At 38.7% G+C, this 23,616-nt stretch carries 16 protein-coding genes and 1 tRNA gene; 5 read left to right on the top strand and 12 right to left on the bottom strand.

All coding sequences use genetic code 11. The features are described 5' to 3' along the window. Nucleotides 1-969: 969 nt before the first annotated feature. The 4 genes from SOP96_RS08105 to folB form a co-directional block, all read right to left on the bottom strand. A tRNA-Cys gene (locus SOP96_RS08105) sits at nt 970-1,043 on the bottom strand. A gap of 60 nt (nt 1,044-1,103) precedes the next feature. Beyond that, nucleotides 1,104-1,616 (bottom strand): RDD family protein, encoded by a 513-nt coding sequence (locus SOP96_RS08100; RefSeq protein WP_326320481.1) that lies wholly within the window; start codon nt 1,614-1,616, stop codon nt 1,104-1,106. A 16-nt stretch (nt 1,617-1,632) separates the two neighbouring features. Next, complete coding sequence (locus SOP96_RS08095; protein ID WP_326320480.1) at nt 1,633-2,997, bottom strand: DUF4403 family protein; 1,365 nt, start codon at nt 2,995-2,997, stop codon at nt 1,633-1,635. A 35-nt stretch (nt 2,998-3,032) separates the two neighbouring features. Then, complete coding sequence (folB, locus tag SOP96_RS08090; protein WP_326320479.1) at nt 3,033-3,401, bottom strand: dihydroneopterin aldolase; 369 nt, start codon at nt 3,399-3,401, stop codon at nt 3,033-3,035. Nucleotides 3,402-3,619: 218 nt separating this feature from the next. Between folB and SOP96_RS20015 the strand changes: the two genes are divergently transcribed. After that, a complete protein-coding gene (locus SOP96_RS20015; protein ID WP_411911984.1) occupies nt 3,620-3,811 on the top strand; it encodes a bacteriocin-like protein in 192 nt (63 codons plus the stop codon). Between the two features lie 53 nt (nt 3,812-3,864). On the opposite strand, the gene nadA is transcribed toward SOP96_RS20015, so the two are convergent. The 3 genes from nadA to SOP96_RS08075 all read right to left on the bottom strand — a co-directional run bounded on the left by nadA (nt 3,865) and on the right by SOP96_RS08075 (nt 6,500). Further along, complete coding sequence (gene nadA / locus SOP96_RS08085; RefSeq protein ID WP_326320478.1) at nt 3,865-4,884, bottom strand: quinolinate synthase NadA; 1,020 nt, start codon at nt 4,882-4,884, stop codon at nt 3,865-3,867. Between the two features lie 91 nt (nt 4,885-4,975). Continuing rightward, complete coding sequence (gene gmk, locus SOP96_RS08080; RefSeq protein ID WP_326320477.1) at nt 4,976-5,542, bottom strand: guanylate kinase; 567 nt, start codon at nt 5,540-5,542, stop codon at nt 4,976-4,978. Between the two features lie 100 nt (nt 5,543-5,642). Then, nucleotides 5,643-6,500: a YicC family protein gene (locus SOP96_RS08075; protein WP_326320476.1), complete on the bottom strand. Its 858-nt coding sequence runs from the start codon at nt 6,498-6,500 to the stop codon at nt 5,643-5,645. Between the two features lie 376 nt (nt 6,501-6,876). On the opposite strand from SOP96_RS08075, the gene miaA reads away from it, so the two are divergent. Continuing rightward, nucleotides 6,877-7,797 (top strand): tRNA (adenosine(37)-N6)-dimethylallyltransferase MiaA, encoded by a 921-nt coding sequence (miaA, locus tag SOP96_RS08070; protein ID WP_326320475.1) that lies wholly within the window; start codon nt 6,877-6,879, stop codon nt 7,795-7,797. Between the two features lie 325 nt (nt 7,798-8,122). On the opposite strand, the gene SOP96_RS08065 is transcribed toward miaA, so the two are convergent. The 4 genes from SOP96_RS08065 to SOP96_RS08050 all read right to left on the bottom strand — a co-directional run bounded on the left by SOP96_RS08065 (nt 8,123) and on the right by SOP96_RS08050 (nt 15,334). Further along, on the bottom strand, nt 8,123-9,535 hold the full coding sequence (locus SOP96_RS08065; RefSeq protein WP_326320474.1) for an efflux transporter outer membrane subunit: 1,413 nt from the start codon (nt 9,533-9,535) through the stop codon (nt 8,123-8,125). 312 nt (nt 9,536-9,847) lie between these two features. After that, nucleotides 9,848-13,030 carry an efflux RND transporter permease subunit gene (locus SOP96_RS08060; protein ID WP_326320473.1) on the bottom strand — a complete coding sequence of 1,061 codons (3,183 nt, stop codon included), beginning with the start codon at nt 13,028-13,030 and terminating at the stop codon, nt 9,848-9,850. Nucleotides 13,031-13,247: 217 nt separating this feature from the next. Next, complete coding sequence (locus tag SOP96_RS08055) at nt 13,248-14,408, bottom strand: efflux RND transporter periplasmic adaptor subunit (RefSeq protein ID WP_326320472.1); 1,161 nt, start codon at nt 14,406-14,408, stop codon at nt 13,248-13,250. A 329-nt stretch (nt 14,409-14,737) separates the two neighbouring features. Continuing rightward, nucleotides 14,738-15,334 (bottom strand): TetR/AcrR family transcriptional regulator, encoded by a 597-nt coding sequence (locus SOP96_RS08050; protein WP_326320471.1) that lies wholly within the window; start codon nt 15,332-15,334, stop codon nt 14,738-14,740. 289 nt (nt 15,335-15,623) lie between these two features. Here SOP96_RS08050 and SOP96_RS08045 point away from each other — a divergent pair, with 289 nt between their 5' ends. Next, complete coding sequence (locus tag SOP96_RS08045; protein ID WP_326320470.1) at nt 15,624-16,178, top strand: thioredoxin family protein; 555 nt, start codon at nt 15,624-15,626, stop codon at nt 16,176-16,178. A 118-nt stretch (nt 16,179-16,296) separates the two neighbouring features. Here SOP96_RS08045 and SOP96_RS08040 read toward each other — a convergent pair whose 3' ends face one another. Next, a complete protein-coding gene (locus tag SOP96_RS08040; protein ID WP_326320469.1) occupies nt 16,297-16,926 on the bottom strand; it encodes a response regulator transcription factor in 630 nt (209 codons plus the stop codon). Between the two features lie 698 nt (nt 16,927-17,624). Between SOP96_RS08040 and SOP96_RS08035 the strand changes: the two genes are divergently transcribed. Both SOP96_RS08035 and SOP96_RS08030 read left to right on the top strand, forming a co-directional pair. Further along, complete coding sequence (locus tag SOP96_RS08035) at nt 17,625-18,272, top strand: hypothetical protein (RefSeq protein ID WP_326320468.1); 648 nt, start codon at nt 17,625-17,627, stop codon at nt 18,270-18,272. 180 nt (nt 18,273-18,452) lie between these two features. Then, on the top strand, nt 18,453-23,616 hold a 5,164-nt coding region (locus SOP96_RS08030; RefSeq protein WP_411911983.1), incomplete at its 3' end, for a beta strand repeat-containing protein.

Below are 23,616 nucleotides of genomic sequence, written 5' to 3'. Positions count from 1 at the left end.
TTTTTAAATTTTAACATTTTTTAAATGATTGTTTAATTTTTTATTCCTTTGATTTTCTGTGAAGTTGTCTTATATGCCTTCAAACATGAGGTTTTATTGAAATTTAAAATCTTAATTTTTTTTAAATGAATTATAAAATTTGTTAATTGATAGAATAAGCTGGTTTAAAAATCTTCTATAAAGATATACATTTCTTAAATTTGCAGTCACTCATGTTTAATTTGAGTTTTCATGGTTATTAGTTTTTATCCTCGTAGAAATACGGGGATTTTTTTATTAATAAATAACATTGCTTTTTATCATGGTCTTTGCAATAAAAACCTATTTATTTTTATTTTTCAGTATCAAACGGTAAGATTTTATGTTTTTAAGAATTTAATAATAATAATGATTTACAGAAAAAAATAATTTATAGAGTATAATCATCATTTTTAATGAAAATAATCTATACCTTTGCAATTGATTCTCATGTTTAATTGAGTTTTCATGGTTATTAGTTTTTTAGCCCCTGTTTATTCAGGGGCTTTTCTATTTAGAGTTAAAATAGATGAATCTTAAAATTTTAACTTTTACTCCCATTCCTGGCACAGTACTTGAATACTTAACCGCAACTATTAAAAAATCTTAAAGGAACTTACAATATTCCCGGAGAGATCCGGGATATTTTTAAAGCAACACCATCACTTAAATATTAATTTTTTCATTTAATCCTCTGCTTTGCCGGGGATTTTTTAATTAAATTTTTTTTACTTATTGAAAACCACTCTCATCAAATCTTCGTATATAAAATTGCATAAGAAATATACAATTTTATAATATTGATTTACATATTAAAATATAGCTCATCAATTTGAGTTTTTCATGGTTATTAGTTTTTAGTCCCCGGATTGATCCGGGGTTTTTTTATGGATTCTTTGTGACAAAATATTAGAAAATAAACAAAAAAAACCTCTCTAAGATTAGAGAGGTTGGAGGTACCTAGCGGATTCGAACCGCTGTAGATGGTGTTGCAGACCACTGCCTAGCCGCTCGGCCAAAGTACCAGATCTTTACCATTTTTAGGTGTGCAAATATAACAAAATATATGATTCAACAAAAATTTTTTAGGCGATTTCTTTTGCCCCGATGTTTTCAATATCGCTTTTCATCTGGGTTTCAGCCTTATATTTTTTGATATTAATTACACGGGTATCGCTCCAGCTGTCGTGCCATCCGTTTCCGCCGCCTAAAAATGAAAATGCATCGAAAGGTACAAAACGTGAGATATTGCGGATGAAATAATCATACAATGTCGGTTCCGTTCCGTCTGTTGAAATGGCTTTGGTTCCGGTAATATATTTTCCTACTGTTCTTCCTCTTGTAAAATATTCCATCAAAAAAACATAAAGAAAATATATGGTTGAAGTAATCACAATATCCCAAAATCGGTTGACAGATGATAATTCATTCAATATATTAACAAAATACACGACACCGAAAAGTTCATAAACTAAAGAGGCAAAAAAGCCAAATGCCATAAACAGGATATAAATGACAACTCGGTCAATAATAAAATTCCCAAATCGAGCCCACGAATCTGCTCTGTTATTTTCCACAATCCTTAGTATTTTTTTCATAGTTAAATATTAGTTTTTAAATTCCGTTTAATATAAGTTTTAAATTAGCTTTTGTATCAATTACGACTGTAATTCCCGAAGGATTCATCAGGATTTTCCCCGGTTGCAAAGTAAATACTTTTCCGGAAATCTTCAGCCCTTTATAATATTCTTTGTTAAATGCTTCTTCAATGCTTTTCTTCGAGCTGTTTTCCAGGTCCCGGGTAGGAATCCCATATTCTTCCTCAATCATTTTTACAATCTTTCCCCGGAAAAGAAGAGTCGCTGTTTTCTGTAATATATTGGAAGTTTTTAATCTGAATTTGGTTTCAGACAGCACAATTTTCTTTTTGATTTCATCATATACCGGAACTCCGGATATGAAAGCAGTTCCATTGACATATCCTTCTGTCTGTGCTTCTACCACCACACGGTTGTTTTCACCATATACTTTTATATCTTTAATTTTTACTGAAGAACCTCTGATGTCGTATTCTTTATTCAGAAACATGCTCCGGGCAATAGCCGTTGCTTCCGTAAAATGAACATTCGCAGTGGTCTGAAGCAGAAACTGATCTGTAAGCGAAGTAACAAAAGCAAAATCAGAAGCTGATTTTACAGGAGATGAGGGCTCCGGCTTACTGCCGGTAAAAGTTTCAGAATAAATATCTATTCCCAGGCTGGTGTTGATCTGATTGCCGTAAAACTGCAGGGGTGTAATATGAACACTGATCGGCGTAATTTTCAGCCAGGTATTATATTCTTCAGAAATATGAAAAGGATTCGCAAAAACATTCCAGGCCGTAACGGCATAATTCTGAAAATTCAATTGTGCCGCCATTTGCTGGTCAATCGTGGTGCAGAATTTCTTCTGCTGTTCCACAAGGCTTTTTTCTACCAGCGAGGTGATGGGAATTTCTAGCTTTCCAAAATCAAGAACAGGTTTTGTTACCCATCTGAAACCGTTGGGACGGGTTTGTGTAAGAATCGTCCAGTTATTTTTTAAACTGATGGAAGTATTGAAAGACATCACTGTTTCAAAAGTCGTGCTTTGGTATGTGTACAATCCCAGGGTGCCAATTCCTTTTTCTGCCCATATTTTTAAAGGGACTTCAATCAGGACGTTCTGATTGGTGCCGCCAACAAGCCGTATGGGGCGTGTTTTCCAGACTTTTACCTTAAACTGGTCGTTATTATTGTCGGTATAAGAATCATCCTGATAAATGAGATCTTTTACGGAAGCATTGATCATATTGCTGATCTCAGAAAGTGGAATCGTTACCGGCATCGTGATGCTCGATTTTAGCTTCGGAAAATTATAAACAGGCGTCTGGCTGGCAGTGCTTGTCTGTCCGGAAATGCTTATAAAAGCTAAAAGAAATAATATTTTTATGAATTTCAATCTTTGTATAATTTTTAAACGAAAATAATAATTTTTTAATGATCAGGTTTAAAACTCTTTTCGAGTTCAATGCTTGCTCCTTTCATTTCGCCCATCATAGGAGGGGCGGTTTTGGTGATTTTCAGCCGGATGTAGGAAATTTCCGGAAATTTTTCATGGATTTTTGAAATGATTCTTCCGGCAACATGTTCCAGCAGTTTGGATTTAATTTTCATTTCATCATGAATAATTTCATTAACATCTGCATAGCTGATGGTGTCCTCAAGATGATCCGATTCTGCGGCTTTCCACAAATCTGTGTGAATTTCAACATTGAGGAGATAATATGTGCCGATAATGCTTTCTTCCGGTAAAACCCCGTGATAGGCATAAATTTTTACGTCTTCAAGATATATTTTACTCATCTTCTTAAAATTTTAGGCAAAAATCGTTTTTATTCTTCAGAATGTGTTTTAGATATTTTTATTTCTTTAAAACTTTAAGCTAAATTACAGCTAATGATTTTCTTAATTATATTCGAAATTTTTAACCGTAAATATTTATCTTAATTATTATTTTCAATATTTTTATGATTTATTCGGAAATAATATTAAATTTATAAAATTAACCAAATCAATTTATTATGAAAAATTTGAAAAAATTAAACCGGAGAAATTTAGAACAAATTAATGGGGGAGCCGGCCCTAAAAGCTGTAATGAATGTCCTCAAAGCTCTACTTTTACTTGTGATGAATATTGGGCACTTTCGGATTTTTGCAGAAACTGTGTCCTTATCAATTCGGAATGTTATGTTCCCGGTCCGAATGATCTTTAAGTAAAAAAAATAGGATAAATGCCCCAAAAGCCTGACTTCCGGGGCATTCTATTTTACTTTATACTTTTAGAAAGATCAAGCATGGCTTCGATGGGCTTTAATGCCTTTAATCGTAATTCTTCGTCGATAATAATTTCCGGAAGCTCGTATTTCATGCACAAATACAGTTTTTCCATGGTATTTCGTTTCATGTAGAAACATTCTGAACAATTGCAGGTTTCGTCGAAAACCAATGCCGGAATCAGCTCTTTGTGAGGCGCACGTTTTTTCATTTCGTGAAGAATACCTTCTTCTGTTGCAATAATGAATTTCTGGCAATCGTCCTGTTCCACATAATTCAGCAGGGCAGAAGTAGAACCTATAAAATGGGCCAGTTTTAAAACGGCTTCTTCACTTTCCGGGTGGGCAATAAGCTTGGCATCAGGATTTTCGGACAGCTGCTTCGCAATTCTTTCCATGGAAAAAGCTTCGTGTACAATGCAGCTTCCGTCCCAAAGGATCATATCGCGGCCTGTTTTCTGGGATAAATATCTTCCCAGATTTTTATCGGGTGCGAAAATAATGGGGCGGTCTTTCGGAAGCGCTTCAATTACCGTCTCTGCATTGGAGCTGGTTACGATAATGTCACTTTCTGCCTTTGTTTCGGCGTTACAATTGATGTAGGTTGCCACCAAAGCATTCGGATGCTGCTCGCGCATTTTTCGCAGACCTTCTCCTGAACAGCCATCAGCTAAAGAACATCCTGCCATTGTGTCCGGGAGAACCACTTTTTTTGTAGGATTAAGGATTTTTGCAGCTTCTGCCATAAAATGTACCCCACAGAAAACGATCATGTCTGCATCGGTATCTTTTGCCTGTCTGGCCAGCTGTAGCGAATCTCCCAGGAAATCAGCAATATCCTGAATTTCTCCCGGCTGATAATAGTGTGCTAAGATCACCGCATTTTTCTCTTCTTTCAACGCAAGAATTGCTTTTACAAGCTCTTCTCCCTGAGGAATTGCAATGTCTTTTATATCCAAAAATCCTCTTACCGGGATTGCAGATTTGGCTTTTTCTAATGTTTCGGTACTCATATTTACCTCAGTGTTTAGATGGAAATTAAAATCGGAATGTGGAAATTGGAATGTTACATCTTAAACTTCCAGCTTCCATCATCAAACTCTTTCAACTCCCAATAAAATTTTTTATTAAACTTTCTATTTCTCTTTTTGCTTCGTCGAGATCATTATTGATCACAATTTTATCAAATTCGTTGGCATAAGTCATCTCTTCCTCTGCTTTTGCAATGCGGGTTCTGATGGTTTCCGCATCATCCGTGTTTCTGGAGATCAATCTTCGTTCCAGTTCTTTAACGGACGGCGGTTCAATGAAAATCGACAATGCCTGTTCGCCAAAATATTTTTTAAGGGAAATACCGCCTTTTACGTCAACATCAAAAATGACCACTTTCCCCTGATCCCAGATTTTCTCCACTTCGGATTTTAATGTTCCGTAGTATTTGTCGGTATAAACTTCTTCAAATTCTACAAAGGCTTGTTCCGCAATTTTTTGCCTGAATTCATCGGGCGTTAAAAAATGATAGTCTACCGCATGAACTTCAGTTCCTCTCGGTTGCCTTGTTGTGCATGAAATAGAGAACTGCAGTTCGTTAAATGCTTCCAGCGAATGCTTTACCAATGTTGTTTTTCCGCTTCCAGACGGTGCCGAAAATATGATAACTTTATTGTTCAAAGTTTTTAGATTTGGGTTTAAAGTTTATTAGATAATTCAAAATATGTTTTTCATTCAGAGTTCGTCAAAAACCTTGAATTTTAAACATTGAACTTTGAATTTAAAGCACATTTAACGTTTGTTCTTTAATTTTCTCTAAATCATCTTTCATCATAACCACCAGCTTCTGAATTTCAGAATGATTGGCTTTTGAACCTAATGTGTTGATTTCCCGGCCGATTTCCTGAGAGATGAATCCCAGTTTTTTACCGTTGAAATCTTCGTTGTCCATTACTTCCTTATAATATTTCAGGTGTTGGGAAAGCCGTACTTTCTCTTCAGAAATATCCAGCTTTTCCGTGAAATATGCCATTTCCTGGTAAAAACGTGTTTCGTCTACATTTTCAAATTCCTTTAAAGATTTTTGGTAGCGTTCTTTTACGGCAGTGATTCGCTCTTCCTCAAAAGGAATTACTCCGGAAAGGCTTTTTTCAATATTCTGTAAATTTCTTTCCAGCTCTTCGTGTAAGATTTTACCTTCCGTTTTCCTGAATTCTTCAAACCGGTCTACCGCAGCATGTACAATTTTAGCCAATGCTTCCCATTCTCCTTCCGACAGCTCGTCTGGCCTTGAAGTAATGGCATCCGGCATCCGTACTGCCATTTTAAGATATTCGAAATCGGGGCCGTCTGAAGCAATGTGACGAAGTTCGCTGATGTAAGAATCAATTAAATTTTTATTAATTTTTACATCTGTAGATTCTTCAAGATTTTCAAGGTTGATGTAGCAGTCTACTTTTCCGCGAATAATCCTGTCGTTGAGAATTTTTCTGATCTCGAATTCTTTTTCTTTATACCGTAAAGGAATTTTGATATTCAAATCAAAGCTTTTGCTATTCAGTGACTTAATATCGATGGTAATCTTTTTTCCTTCAAAAACATCTTCGGCTCTACCGAAGCCGGTCATTGATAAAATCATAGTTTTTTATTGTTGTACAAAGATAAACATTTAAGTGTATAGTTTAGCTAAAGTAGTAAGGCTGGAAGTTGGATGCAGGAAGCGTGAAGATTGTTTTGGATATAGATCATTATTGTTGACATCAATGCAAATTTCCATCTTTGGTAAAATGAAGATTAATTATCATTAAAAATTTATTTTAAACCATTAAGATTTTGATTAAGTAGTTAAGGTTATTAAGTTGAAGCTTAGCTCTTTAAATAATACTTCTTAAAATCAAATTGATTTTCTTAAATAAACTTAACTTCTTAAATGTTTTTAATGGTTTAATTAAATCACCATTCTTTTAAGTCTTTTACGGTTAAATACAATTCACCCATTTTTGTAAATTAGCATCGTGAAAAATAAAAATGTAATTTCTGTTGTAGGGCCTACCGGAATTGGAAAAACAAGATTGGCAATCGATCTTGCTAACTATTTCAATACGGAAATTATTTCCTGCGATTCCCGGCAGTTTTTTAAAGAAATGAAAATCGGGACCGCTTCGCCATCCGAAGAAGAGTTGGCGGAAGCGCCTCATCATTTTATCGGAAATCTTTCCGTTGAAGAGTATTATTCCATCGGGCAGTATGAAGAAGATGCTTTAAAGAAGCTCAATGAACTTTTTGAAAAATATGATACGGTTATTTTGGTGGGCGGCAGCATGATGTACGAAAAAGCAGTAATTGAAGGTCTAAATGATTTGCCGGAAGCGGATGAAGAAAATCAAAAAAAACTGCAGGATATTTTTGAAAATGAAGGTATTGAAAAACTTCAGGAAATATTGAAAGATCTGGATCCCGAATATTTTTCTATTGTAGATATTCATAATCACAGAAGGCTTTTGCGTGCTATTGATGTCATCTGGCAGACGGATAAAAAGTATTCCGAATTAATTGCTGTTTCACAGGATTCAAGAGATTTTAATACCACCCGAATCGGAATCGAAGCACCAAGGGAAGAATTGTATGACAGAATTAACAGGAGAGTGGATATTATGATGGAGAAAGGCTTACTGGATGAAGCAAAAAGTCTGGAAAAATTTAAACATTTAACAGCTTTGAATACGGTTGGATACGCTGAATTATTCAAATATTTTGATGGAGAATGGGACTTGGATTTTGCCGTTTCTGAAATTAAGAAAAACAGCCGGAGATACGCCAAACGCCAATTGACCTGGTACAGAAAAGCAGATGATATTCATTATTTGCCGTTGGGATATTCGCAGGAGGATTTTGATGGGTTGATTGGGTATATAAATGGAGAAGTTTTAAAATAAGTTTTTATTACCCACGGATTTCACAGATTTGCACAGGTTATTATGGAGAACTTTGCGTTTATTTTAACCATTAAGATTAATTAAGAAGTTTAGAATATTTAAGATGAGCTTCGCTTTTAGTATAATAATGCTTATTAATATCTATTTGATTTTTCTTACTTAAACTTAACGACTTAATTAATCTTAATGGTTTAAAAAAGTTAATTCAGCATTGTCATTCATTCAGAATGACAGAACGGAAAAAGCATTCGTTTAAAGATTTAATTCAAAACAAAAAAATGCAGCCCCGAAAGACTGCATTCCATAACAATATAATTTAAATTTACTACTTCCAACCGCCTCCTAACGCCCGGTACAAGTCTACAATGCTGCTTAACCTTTGTCTTTTTACGGACGCCAGATTAAGTTCTGCCTGCAGAGAATTTCCCTGGGCAGTTATCACTTCTAAATAGTTGGCCATTCCGCCTTTATAGAGCATTTCGGCACTTTTAATTCCGTTTTTTAAAGTCGCAGCCTGTTCGGCAGCTTTCTGTTCCTGAACTTTTAAGCTTTCGTTGGAAACCAATGCATCGGAAACTTCACCCACTGCGTTCAATACAGATTGACGGAAAGCCAGTACATTTTTCTCTCTCTGGATTTTAGCAACATTTAGATCTGTTTTCAATTGTCTTTTCTGAAAGATAGGCTGGGTTATTCCTCCTAACACAGAACCGAACAGTGAAGCCGGGATCTGAAACCAGTTATCAATTTTAAATGAATTGACACCTCCGTTGGCTGTAATTTTTAATGAAGGATACATATTCGCCTGGGCAATTCCTACTACTGAGTTTGATTCCAGCAACACCAGTTCCTGCTGACGGACATCCGGACGGCGGCTCACCATTGCTGCCGGAAGCCCTGCAGAAATTTCCTGTGGCAAAGAGGTTTCAGACATTTCAATAGTCCTGCTGATTTTCCCCGGATTTTCACCCACCAGAATACTCAGTGCATTTTCCTGGATGGCAATGTTTTGTTCCAGTTGTGTAATCAATAATTCTGTTGATTGCTTTTGTGCAGTGGCCTGTTGAACACCCAGAGAAGTTGTATCTCCGCTTTGCCACAATTTTTCTGTAAGAGCCAGTGTATTTTTGCTTAATTCTAAATTAGATTGGGCAATCTGCATTTGTTTATCAAGCATCAATAAATTGTAATATCCCTGCGCAATCGCTGCAACCACCTGCGTCTGAATGGCTTTTGTCGCTTCGTAAGTCTGGAGATACTGCATTCTTGAAACTTCCTGCTGGTTTTTTATTTTACCCCAGATATCTGCTTCCCAAGATAAATTAAACGCAGCGTTATAATCTTCAACATGGCTTTGCCCTAAAAATAAATTCAGGCTTTGTCCGTTCATGCTGTTTTTTGAAGGCCTGGAAATCTGCGCAGAAACCCCGAAACCTACATCAGGATACTGCAGGTATTTTGCCTGTTTCAGCTTTTCCTGTGATGAAGCCACCTGCTTTAAAGCAATCTGCAGGTCGTAGTTGTTTTTAATTCCTTTTTCAATCAGGCTCTGTAAAATCGGGTCGCTGAAAAACTGTCTCCATTCCAGGTTGGCAACGCTTGCTGTATCTGCTGTTGCAGTATATTTAAACGTTTCGGGAAGGTCTAACTCAGGCTCCGTGTATGCCAGTTTCGATACACAGGAGACCGAAGCCAAAGCCAGTCCAAAAGTGATGATAATATTTTTTACTCTTTTCATAATTTTTAAACTTTTAATTGAATGCAAAACTTTAAGAATTCCTTATACAAAGTGGGTTTTAATAGGAAATACTTTGCTTTTTTGTTCCCACAGATTTCACGGACTTTCCCAGATGATTTTATTAATCTTTCGGTTTTGATTTAAACCATTAAGAATTATTTAAGAAGTTAAGTTAATCAAGAAAATCGAATAGATTTTATATTAAGCATCATTCTAAAGCGAAGCGCATCTTATATTCTAAACTTCTTAATAAAAACCTTAATGATTTAAATTTTTAAGCCAAATCTCTCAAAGCTTTGTAATTCATTTTTATTAATGAGTTGTAGCTAAAAGTTCTGCTTCCAGTTTTTGTCTTTGAAGTCTTTTCTTTTTTCTGCTCGGCATTTTTTCATGTAAATACTGGAAGATTACAAACATTACCGGAATAATGAAAATCCCGAAGACAACTCCCGTCAACATTCCGCCAACCGTACTGTATCCTATCGAATGATTTCCTTTTGCGGAAGCTCCCTGCGTGAATACCAGCGGTAACATCCCGACAATGAATGCAAAGGAGGTCATTAAGATCGGTCTTAAACGCAGTCTTGAAGCCTGAAGCGCTGCTTCCAGTAATGATCTTCCTGCATTTCTCCGCTGTACGGCGAATTCTACGATCAAAATCGCGTTTTTCGCGAGTAATCCGACGAGCATGATCAATCCGACCTGAACGTAAATGTTATTATCAATCCCTGCAAGTCCTGTGAAAGCAAATACCCCGAAAATCCCCGTCGGAATCGTTAAGATTACCGCAAACGGCAGGATATAACTTTCATACTGAGCTGCTAAAAGGAAATACACAAACAAAATGCTTAGCATAAAGATAAATGCAGTCTGGCCGCTTGTTTTGATCTCTTCACGGGTAATCCCTGTCCATTCATAGCCGAAACCTCTCGGAAGTGATTTTTCAGCCACTTCTTCCACTGCTTTGATGGCGTCTCCGGTACTGTATCCCGGTTTCGGTGTTCCGTTGATCGTTACTGCGTTGAAGAGGTTGTTTCTGGTCACTGTTTCAGGCCCGAAGGCTCTTTTCAGCGTTACCAATGTTTTTACAGGAACCATTTCGCCTGATTTATTTTTAACGTAAATTCCTTCCAGAGAATTGGCATCTGTTCTGTAAGGAATATCTGCCTGAGCCATTACCCGGTAGTATTTTCCGAATCTGTTGAAATCTGAAACAAAACTACTTCCATAATAAATCTGCATGGTCTGCATCAATTCTGTGATGGAAACGCCAAGCTGATTGGCTTTATCATTATCAACCTCAATCGTAAATTGTGGATTTCCGGCTGCATAGGTCGTGAAAGCAAAAGCAATTTCCGGACGTTTCATCAATTCCCCGATGAAAGCCTGCGTTGTTGTTCCTAAATTTTCCAGGGAACCGTTGGTTTTATCCTGAAGCATGAATTCAAAACCGGAAACGTTCCCAAATCCCTGTACGGTTGGGAAGTTAAAGAAGAATGCGTTCGCATCTTTTACCTGTGACACTTTTCCCGTTAATCCTGCGGCAATCTGATCCGGATCGGTTACTTCGCCACGCTGGTCGTGGTCTTTTAATTTAATGAAGCCGGCAGAATAAGGCGATGCGTTGGCGTTACTGATGAAGTTCAGACCATCTGCCACCCAAAGGTGATTTTTGGCTTTTTCGCCGTTGATGATCTGGTCAATCTGCTCAGTTGCTCTGTGGGTTCTGTCTAATGAACTTCCGGGAGGCGTATTCACTGCGTATAAAATAAACCCTTGGTCTTCTGTAGGAATAAATCCGGATGGTGCTTTTTTAATTAAGAAAATGCTTGCGGCAGTAATTAAGACCAATCCTCCTACGGCAACCCATTTATTTTTAATTAAAAATTTAAGGCTGTAAATGTATTTTTTAGTTAAATTATTAAAGCTTACATTAAATGCATTGAAAAATCTTGCGCCAAAGCCTGTTTTTTTGCCGTGTTCTCCGTGGTCACCCTGAGGATCATTTAAGAACATGGCGCATAAAGCCGGACTTAACGTTAATGCATTCACCGCAGAAATCATAATTGCAATTGCCAATGTGAAGGCAAACTGTCTGTAGAAAACTCCCGCCGGACCCTGCATGAAACCAACCGGAATAAACACGGCACACATCACCAGGGTAATGGAAATAATTGCACCTGAAATCTCATTCATGGAGTTCATCGTAGCTTGTTCTACAGGCATTCCCGTATGTTCCATTTTGGAATGGACGGCTTCTACCACCACGATGGCATCATCCACCACAATACCAATGGCGAGTACCAATGCGAATAATGTTAACATATTGATACTGAACCCAAATAATTGCAGGAAAAAGAATGTACCAATAATCGCCACCGGAACGGCAATCGCAGGAATTAACGTTGATCTGAAATCCTGAAGGAAAATATATACGACAATAAATACCAGGATGAATGCTATTATCAATGTCTCAACTACCTGATGAATTGACGCATCCAAAAAGTCTTTGGAATTGTACATGATGATGGGTTCAACGCCTTTTGGAAGGGTCGTTTTAAACTGATCAACCTGCTTTTCAATTTCAGTTAAAATTTCATTGGCGTTCGATCCTGCCGTCTGCATAATTGCAAAACCTGAAACCGGCTTACCATCCACTCTGTTGGCTGCTGTATACGTATATGAACCGAATTCTACTCTTGCCACATCTTTCAGTCTCAGGAACGAGCCGTCGCTGTTGGCTTTGATGGCAATGTTTTCGTAGTCTTCATTCTTGTTTAATTTACCTTTATACTTTAAAATATATTCATACGTTTCCTTGCTTCCCTGTCCCAAACGTCCCGGCGCAGCCTCTAAGTTGTGATCTTTTACGGCATTCAAAACTTCCTGTGGAGAAAGTCCGTTGGCAGCTAATCGATCCGGCTTCAGCCAGAGCCTCATGGAATAATCCCTTGTTCCGAAAACCTGCGCCTGGGCAACACCCGGAATACGCTGGATTTGCGGAATAATGTTGATTTTTAAATAATTCTGTAAGAAAAGTTCATCATATTGTTTGGGGTCATTACTGGTTAATCCCATGAACATAATCATACTGTTCTGAACTTTCTGCGTGGAAATTCCCGCCTGTACTACCTCCTGCGGAAGCTGGCTCATGGCTTTCGATACACGGTTCTGAACGTTTACGGCAGCGTTATCGGGATCGGAACCCTGCTTGAAAAATACGCTCAGGGTCATGGTACCGTCGTTACTGGAGTTGGAGGTCATGTAGGTCATATTTTCCACTCCGTTTACCGCTTCTTCTATAGGAGTTGCTACCGAACGGGCGACTACTTCCGCGTTGGCTCCCGGATAGAAAGCCGTCACCTGAACACTTGGCGGCGCAATATCCGGAAAGAGGGCAATGGGTAAATTAAAGAGCGACAAGGCACCCAATAATAGAAGTATGATGGAGATGACCGTTGAAAGTACCGGTCTTTCTATAAATTGTTTTAACATAAGAAGTTTATTTTTTAATGTTGTCTGAGCTAATTTCTAAACTGATTTTTTAACATTAAGGATTTAATAACTAAACTTTTAAACAAAGAATTATAAGATTTGACAGGTTAAATAATTGATCTTATGCCTTACAATGTATCTTTGATATTTTTTAATTAATCTTACTAACTTAGAATCCCTTAATGTTTAAATCAGAATATTATCTGACTCCAAACAGTTATAATGGTCTTGCTTTCAATAAGCTATCAGAAGAAATAGCTTTCGGTTGTATGGCAACACCATCTTTCAAGACGCCGATTCCGGTGTATACGATTTTGTCTCCTTTAGATAATCCTTCAGAAATAAAATAGTAATTGTCTGTTTTTCCGGATATGGTTACCGGTTTTCCCGTAACTTTTTTATCCTTCCCAACTACATAAACATACGTTTTATCCTGAATTTCAAAAGTAGACTCCTGCGGAATCACCAATGTTTTATCAAATAATTGCGGCATACGCACCCTACCGGTATTCCCTGTCCGTAATACCCCGTTTGGATTCGGGAATACGGCACGAACACTAATGGCTCCTGTAGTTTTGTCGAACTGTCCGTCAACAATGCTCATTCTGCCTTTTTCTGTATAGATGCTGTTATCGGCGATTACCAAATCTACCAGCGGCATATTTTTCAGTTTTTCATTTAAAGTAGCACCCGGATATTTATTTTGAAAAGCAATGAAATCCAGCTCGCTTAAAGAAAAGTAGGCATAAATTTCGCTGATGTCAGACAATAAGGTTAATGGATTGGGATCTGTTCTTGAGATCAGGCTTCCTTTTTTGTAAGGAATTCTTCCGATGTACCCGCTTACCGGAGCTGTAATCGTGGTGAATCCTACGTTAATTTTTGCGCTTCCGACGGATGCTCTTGCCTGTGAAGCGGCTGCCACTGCGGCTGCGTAGTTGGCTTTTGCGGTTCTCAGCTGTACTTCAGAAACTACTTTTGCGGCAACAAGAGGTTCAAGGCGGTCTACCTCAACTTTTGCTTTCTGGATATTGGCATTGGCAACCTGTAAATTGGCTGTTGCCATGTTCATCTGTTCGCCGTAGCTTCTTGAATCTATTTTAAATAATGGCTGTCCGGCTCTTACGTAAGCACCTTCTTCCACGTAGATCTTATCTAAATATCCATCAACCTGGGATCTGATTTCTACATTGTTCTTTCCTTCCAGGGCTGTCGGAAATTCCTGATAAACAGTAGCTGGTGAAGTGATAACCGTGTAAACAGGAAGTTGCGGAGGCGGCGGAGCTGCGTTGGATCCTTCTGCTGCTTTGGTGCAGTTTTGTAAAAGAATAATACTTGCGATAAGTACGACGATTCTCGTTTTTCCAAATATTTTCATTTTGAGTTTAAATTTTTAATGAAGTGTTAAATAAAATAATATTGTTTTAATTTAATATCTGTTATATTTCCTAACGGTGTTAACAATTTGTTTAAAAAAATATACAGAATTTTTAATATTGGGTCTAAATAGATGTTTCCATAATACTATAAGTTTATCTGGAATTTAAGTGTTAATTTTTCTAACGGCGTTAATACAGAAGGGTAAATAGCTTTAGGTTAATTCTTAATTTTACATGATGTTTTTAATTTTTAAATGTTTTTAAATGAATAATTTATTAATTAGGTGTTAATATTCCTAACGGTGTTAATTTTTAATTCAAAAAAAAATTACAATGACTTAATGAAAGCTGATACAGTTTCATCTAAAGTCGTTTTGTTCATCGTTGAAGGGATATCGTCATTACGCATCATCATGATGGAAATCAGTCCGTGCACCGCAGAAAATAATGCGTGAGACATGTGACAGGCATTTTCCGTTTTTGATCCGTTTTTCTTAATAATTTCATACGTGCAGTCGTACAGCATATCCTGAAAGGAAGAAAATTCTTCTTTCATCATTCCTTTTCCGCTGCATTGCATCCCCAAACCAAACATCAGCTGGTAATACTCTTTGTTCCTGAATGCAAACTTCCAGTAAGCATCAACAATAGCTTTCAACTGATCTTCGGGATTGTCATGTTCTCTCTGAGCTTTAAGCAATTCAATATGTAAACAGTGGAAACCATTCAATGAAATTTCATACAGAATCGCTTCTTTGTTTTCAAAGTGATCGTAAACTACCGGTGCGCTATACTCAATCGCATCGGCAATTTTTCTCATGGAAAGTGAAGCCCAGCCTTCGGTTTTAGCCAAAGAAAAAGCCGCATCCAGAATACTGGCACGTATATTTTCCTTTTCTCTTTGTCGGCGTTCATGTAACCCCATGATTTTATATTACTAACAGTGTTAGCAAAACTACAAACTTTTTGATATTACTTCCAAACAAATTTTAGAGTTTAACTTTTAACATACCTTCTTTAAATAATATTAAAATCGGACGGAGACCGGATGCATGGGAGCTGGAGGAGATTTAGCTTAGGAATTTTCCCGATTATTGTAAAAATGAATGAAGTGAATTGTTCAATTCAATTTTAATGCAATGATCAAGCCTTTAACTTCTTACTGACACGTTTTACTCAAGAAAATCTTTATCTTTGTGGCTAAATAAATAGTTATGAATACGCCATCAAATATGATTGAACTCGGAACCAAAGCACCTTTTTTTGAACTGCCGAATCCGTCAAAAAGTAATGAAATTCAGTCGCTGGATGATCTGAAAGGAGAAAAAGGCACTTTGGTGATTTTCATGTGCAACCATTGTCCGTTTGTTCTTCATATCATAGATAAATTAAATGAACTGTATGAAGATTATTACGAAAGGGGAATTGAGTTTATAGCCATCAATTCGAATGATGTAAAAAAGTATCCTGCAGATTCTCCTGAAAAGATGATCGAATTCCAGATTGAAAAGAATTTTGATTTTCCTTATTTATATGATGAAAGCCAGGCTATTGCGAAAGCCTATAATGCAGCATGTACACCGGATTTCTTTTTCTTTGATGATAAGCTGGATCTTATCTACCGGGGGCAGATGGATGATTCAAGGCCGGGAAATAATAAGGATGTAACAGGGGAAGATTTGATTATTGCTTTCGAAAACCTTCTGGCAGGAGAGCCTCAGGAAGAAATTCAGAGGCCAAGCATGGGCTGCAATATCAAGTGGAAATAAATTGCTTTGGAGTTTTAAAATTAAGATTTTAATTTTTTTGACCTGATTTCCGATAAAGTTTAGCTAATATAACAGGGCTGATTTATTTGAAATCAGGTTATTCATGGTATAAGGGTATTCACTCCATTGAGTACCTTCTGTCTATTTCTAAAATATCAATAAGATTGCTGGTTCCCAGTTTCTGGAAAATCCGCCTTTTATAGGTACTGATGGTAGCTACATGTATTTTGAGTTCGTTGGCAATTTCCAGATTACCATAACCCTTAATCAAAAAATGATAAACCGTTTTTTCTCTTTCGGAAAGATTTTCCAGCGGATTGGTTTTTTTTCTGAAAATAGAATGCTGAATCAGCGCATCGGTAGTTTCTGGCGAATAATATTTACCAGTATTTAAAACTTCTGAAACGGCTCTGGCAATTTCATCTTCGCGAGAAAGTTTATTGAGGTAACCGTCTGCTCCTCCCTTGATACTCTGTATTACTCCGAACGGCTGGTATACCGAAAACACAAGGATCTTCATTTCAGGGGATTTATTCTTAAATTCAGAAATCATTCCCTGTTTGTTTCCCTGAATATTTGTATCTAAAATAAGCAATGTGTACTCCTGATTTTGGGATAATTTTTCTGCAATCTCATCGTAACTTTCAGCGTATTCGATAGTAAGGTTTTTAAAGTAATTTTTCAGAATCATTTTAATGCCTGTCCTAATGACGGAATAATCATCAGCAATAAGTATTCTTTTGTTCATACATTTGGTTTTATATTGTGTTTCTTTTGTGCAATAGCTCATGATGAGAACTATGCAGACTTATATCATACTTAAACAGAATGACTTCAGTTCTGCTTACATTGGAAAGTTAGCTTTAAAAGAGTGTGTTTCCCATACCTTCCTGTGCGCTTTCGGTGTAAACAAAATAACAGTAAAATTAAAAAATATATTTTAAATTCATACTAATCCCATGGCTTTTTTAGTGTACGCAACTACTATCATGATTAGCTTATCAAATTTAGCTGAATTATTTGTTCCAATAAACATTCTCATGGCGTTTAACAATCATGATTGTCATCCGGATAGCGAAGATTTTCCATTATTTTGTAATTAAAAAATTACAATTGTATAATTATTTTATTACAATTTATCAGATTGTATATCAGTTATTTGGGTTTAAATTTGCAATATAAATATAAATGCTATTTATTAGAGTTATTATATCACGAAATAACCGGATATGATAAAATAATAAAGATAATTCCAAAAAAGAAAATTGGAATAGATTTGTTTAAACCATTTTGTAATAAATAAATCTGCAGTATTCAGATTATAAAATTTTTTACAAAAATAAAGGTGATGCATTAGTGCATTTAACTGATAAAAAAATACACAGATAGTAGACTTATTTCTAATATGTCTACTTTACTGCTACCTAATTTGATTAGGAAATACAAATGATGAAACAAAAAGTGATGAAATCTGTGATGCCGCAGGTCTTTCGTTTTTCCGAAAGACTGCTGTGCTTTATCATGGTCATTGCTTCAGTTCTTTACTCCGGCCAATCCTTTTCTACAGATAGCCCTGCAATATATATAAAAGAAGGAACCCTGGTTGCAACAAACTACGAATCAGAAGCTATGGCAGCAGGAGAGAAGCAGAAAGACACTTCTGAATCTCTAATTCTAACTGGTGAAGAATACCTGTATATTGCAGAAGGAACTGTTGTATACACATTGGATAAGGCTCCGGTTAATACATCAGTAAAAAAAGAAACGGCTGCTTCTCTTCCGCAAAAAAGATCTATCGCCGAAAATAAATCAGTCCGCAAAAAAAATGTTACCGGCAATTCTTTAACTTCCCGTAAATCTATCTCTGCTTTTCCCGAACAAAATGCGGTACATTATATTTCTGTATCAGGGCAGGCTGTATGCGCAGCTCCGGGAAATCATCATCAGAATTTAATATATTATCAGCAAATACGGCATATGTCAGCAGGGCAGCCTGATGAATATATTCCTGAAAATTATTACTTTCTCTTCTCTGCGTTTTCATCAAACTGCATAGGCGCAGGAGGCATAAGGCCGCCACCTTTTCATTGTTAAAACTTTTATCAGAAACTCACGATCTACGGTGCTTTTCCCCGGTGTGCAAGATAGTAATATCCTGTGTCATAAGGGGGAGTCGCCATACTGATCAGACAGTACAATGTATTAAATACATACTATTCAATTCTGAATAAAAGCAAGTGAAGAAAACAAATTCTTACAATATACATAACAACAATGAAAAAATATATTTATTTAATTTTATTAAGTTTATTATCCATTTCTTGGGTATGGGCACAAAGCCCCGGCGGGGTAACCGGAGCTTCTCTATGGCTCAGAGCCGATGCGGGTACCAACACTACAACCAACGGCGGAACCATCACTGCATGGAACGATCAAAGTGGCAATAACAAAAATTTCGCTAATGCCAGTGGTACTACAATTTACCAGACTGCGGTAGGCAATAGCAAATTTAATTTTAATCCATCCTTGTATATCAGTACCAGTACAACGGCATTAAGTTCAGCCAGTTCGTTGTTTTCCGGGGCTGGCGCATCAGGTGCTACATTGTTCGGGCTCACAGACCAGACAAATGGTTACTTATTAAGGGTAAGTAATAACGCAGAGCCGTTCAATTCCCAGAAGTATAATTATCCTGCCTTATTGCCTGTTGGACTTGCCGCCAGAAAAGTAGGGGGTACAACTTTGGTGCCAGGCCTTCCGGTTCCAACAGCACCATTTGGAACTTCTCGGATAGCTTCCGGTACCCTGGTAGGTGGTACATCATACGGAATTGCACAAAATGGTAGTGCGTACAATATGCTCACCAACGACTATGAAACTAACTTGGGGCCAATGGTCATCGGATCTGTTCTGTGGGCTGGAGGTAACGAGGCTACAACTGCAGGCAATATACCCGAGGTAATCGCTTATACCACCAACCTTACTTCCGTTCAGTTGCAACAGGTAAATAGCTACCTGGCGATTAAATACGGTATTACATTAGATCAAACCACTGCACAAAATTATCTGGCATCAGATGGAACTACAGTTACGTGGAATGCCACCACTAACAGCGGCTATGCAAACAACATAGCCGGTATAGGACGTGATAATCTCACGGCGCTTAATCAAAAACAAAGCTGCAGTGTAAATGCAAGTACGTCACAAGTGGTCATGGCTCTGGGTACGGCAGCGGCCACCAACCAGGCCAATGCCAACACCTTCGCTTCGGATAAGCAATTCTTTATCTGGAGCGATAACAACGGCTCGTTAACTACCTTGGCTTCGACAGGCAATAGCAACTATCCATACCGCTTTACCCGCGTGTGGAAAACGCAGAACACAAACAGCTTTGCGCAAGACATCACGGTATATTACCCGGTAAGCGCCTTCGGTAACGCACAGGCTTCCACCGTAAGTTTATTATACGGCAGCTCAGCTGCTTCGCTCAGCAACGGTACAGCTTTGACCATCGCCCAAAGCGGAACTACAAGCATCAACGGAGTCGTTCATTACATCTTTACCGTTCCTGCAGGGCAGATTGCCAATATGCAGTTCTTCTCATTTACGGGTACGCAAACAGCTCCGGGTGGGGTTTTGGGAACAAGCTTATGGCTCAAGGCAGATGCAGGCACAAATACCACTACCAATAACGCTTCCGTAACAAGCTGGACGGATGCCAACGGGCTTGCCTCTTCCAGCGGTACCGGTGCAACGTACCAATCGTTGGGAGACAATTTCAACCCGGGAATTTTATTTGGCGGCAGCGGAACCAATTCATTCCAGTATCCTACCACTACCTCGTTTGGTATGGGCGGTACTAACAGCTTTAATGTGTTTGCCACGACCAAAACATCAACGAATGGCAGGACTTATCTTCAGGCTGCTAACAGTGGAAGTGCACCGCAGTTCTGGAATAACGGGGCAGTGCATACCTTATCAACTTTTGCGGCAAGCGCTATAGTCACGGGAACTAAAACAGTAACCGATGGCAAAATACATATTTTAGGAACTAATAGGGCAGGTACTGCGTTTGCTAATAATTTTGATGGCGGATCAGATGGCTCTTCAACAAATTCAGTAAGTTTTGCTACCGGAACCACGGCTTATGTAGGGAATACTTCTAACAATGCCCTGCCTTTCAACGGAAACATCAACGAATTGATTGTATACGGCAATGCATCCCTTACTGCTCTTCAGCAGCAACGGGTGAACAGCTACCTTGCCATTAAGTATGGGGTTACATTAGATCCCCAGAATTACCTTGCAAGTGATGGAACTACCATTTGGTGGGATTCTGCTACCAACGCAGGATACAATAACAACATTGCAGGGATTGCTAAGGATGATGCTTCGGCATTGAACCAGAAGCAGTCGCAGAGTGTGAACAGTGGTATTCAGCCGGTAATCGGAAACATTAATATTACCGATACGAATGCCAATAACACCAATAATTTTACGGTTGACAAATCTGCCTTGGTTTGGGGTTCCGACACCGGAAGCACAAACTTCGCAACATCTTTTGTTTTCGGAGGGCTGAATAACAGGATGACCCGCATCTGGAGAGTACAGCAAACCGGAACGGTAGGAATTGTAAAAGTTGCTATACCGGCAAGCCAGATTAGTGGAAATATTTCACCGCTTAATCTAGTGGTGAGTGCCGATGCCATATTTGACGGCTCCGATACAAGAACTCTGATGACACTGGAGACCTTAGGCAGCGTGCAGTATTATACCGCTACAGTAAATTTTACTTCCGGTCAGTATTTTACCTTTGCCGGTTTCGTAGCATCACCGGGTGGAGTATTAAATGGCTTAACCCGTTGGCACAAAGCAGATGCAGGAGTTACTACCGCTACGGGTGTTTCCGTCTGGGTAGACCAGAGCTCGGCAACGACCATCAGCCAGGCTACGGCAGCCAACCAGCCTGTATATAACACCACGGCTAATCTTATTAATTTTAACTCAACCATTACATTTGACGGATCAAATGATAATTTAACGAATAGCATTACCGGCTTACCTCAGGGAGCAGCAGCTTCTACCTTCTATTTTGTAGATCGCCCTACCGCATCCAATACTTCAAGATATGCGTTTGGATATGGAGCGACTTCGGGTACGGCCAGCTTCCAGGCAGGTCCTGCGGGAACCTTTACTACCAAACAGGGAGGAGGTTCTGCTTTTGCATCCCAAACCAATGCATATACGGTAAATATTCCGAGCATAACCAGAACAGGATATGACGGAACAAGGGCTTATCTTTCCCATAATGCAGCGACAGAAGTGTTGAGTACGGTGTATACTCAGAATGTATCGACCAATGCCTTTGCTATTGGTGCCCGTTCAGACGGTGCCGCCAATTTCTTTACGGGAGACATTCCGGAAGTTATTGCCTACGGAGGTAAAAGCACTGCTTCAGAGCTGATTCGGATAGAATCTTATTTAGCCATCAAATATGGTATAACCAAAACAGGAGACTATCAAAACTCCTCTTCGGCTGTTATCTGGGATGCCACTGCTAATACAGGGTATAACAATAATATCGCAGGTATTATGAGGGATAATGCTTCAGCATTACACCAAAAAGTTTCTCGTTCTGTTAACAGTGGTACCATCTTAACCATTGCTACCAATGCAGATTTTGCTTCTGCGAACAGTGCAGGTACCAGAACCAATATCACCAACGACTTAAGTTCTTTGGTGATCGGGGATGATAATGGTACTGTAACAAGGGTTACTACCAATCTGGCATCTGGGTTCAATACAAGAATAACCCGCATCTGGAGGGTGCAGGCAACCAACTATACCCAGGCGGTAAGCCTTCAATTCAATGGGCTAGATACTTCTAACTTTACCTGGAATCTGGTGTACAAAGCGGCAGATGCCAATTTTACTGCCGGTTCTACCACGCTGGGAACACTGAACAGCAATGGGCAGATTACCTTAGCATCAGCACCGGGGTCAGGGTTCTTATCACTACAGGCGGTTGGTATCGACAGTGACGGAGATGGGGTACTAAATGTTGATGACCTGGATGATGACAATGATGGGATACAGGATGTAGATGAAGTAACCTGCGCCAACTTGTTTACCAATGGTACATTTAATGGAGGAACCACAGGGTGGACTATAAATTCTCCTTGGGAATACAGAGCCAGCATTCCAAATACAATATTACAGGGAACAGCTTCAACAGGTCAAACGGTTAGCCAGACCGTAAACTTCGGTACTCCGGTCTCAGGATCCAACTTTATCTGGAGCCTGGATTATACCAATGTAAATTTTGGAGCTTTTCAGGAAAATGAATTCAGAATCAACGGCGTATTGTATGCCTTGGTAACAAGTGCAGCAGGTACTACTGTTGATGTAACTACTTATAACGGGGCAACTGTTAATGTAACTTCATTTCCACCTGGGCCAAGCACAACGACTTTCCAGAAACTCATATTCACTATTCCTTCTTCAGGGATTTCAGGAAACATGCTTGTTTCCGTATCTTCCAATACCAATGGAGCAGATGGAGATGATGTTTACATTAAAAACATGTACATCGTAAACGATTTCTGCGATACCGATAGCGATGGGGTACCAAACCGTCTGGATCTGGATAGCGACAACGACGGCTGTTTAGATGCCATAGACGGGGATGCTTCAGTAATTGCTTCACAGCTGGTAACAGCAGTAGGTACGGTAACAGTAGGAACAGGTTCAACAGCATCTAACCAGAATCTGGGTAATACTGTGAATGCGAATGGTATTCCTCAGCTGGTCTCCGTACCGTATAATTACAGCAATACTACAGGACAGGGAATAGGGGCTTCTCAAACGGCGTCTATTTCAGGATGTGCCGCTCCGGGTGGAGTATTAAATGGCTTAACCCGTTGGCACAAAGCAGATGCAGGAGTTACTACCGCTACGGGTGTTTCCGCCTGGGTAGACCAGAGTTCGGCAACGACCATCAGCCAGGCTACGGCAGCCAACCAGCCTGTATATAACACCACGGCTAATCTTATTAATTTTAACTCAACCATTACATTTGACGGATCAAATGATGATTTGTTAAACAATATTTCAGGGTTGCCTCAGGGAGCAACCGCCTCAACGTTCTATTTTGTAGATCGCCCTACCGCATCCAATACTTCAAGATATGCGTTTGGATATGGGGCGACTTCGGGTACGGCAAGCTTCCAGGCAGGACCTGCGGGAACCTTTACTACCAAACAGGGAGGAGGTTCTGCTTTTGCATCCCAAACCAATGCATATACGGTAAATATTCCGAGCATAACCAGAACAGGATATGACGGAACAAGGGCTTATCTTTCCCATAATGCAGCGACAGAAGTGTTGAGTACGGTGTATACTCAGAATGTATCGACCAATGCCTTTGCTATTGGTGCCC

The organism is Chryseobacterium salviniae (genome assembly GCF_035819015.1).
In the GTDB taxonomy this organism is placed as follows: domain Bacteria; phylum Bacteroidota; class Bacteroidia; order Flavobacteriales; family Weeksellaceae; genus Chryseobacterium; species Chryseobacterium salviniae.
Note: the sequence above shows the minus strand (reverse complement) of the source record. Positions and strands in the feature narration are given on the sequence as shown.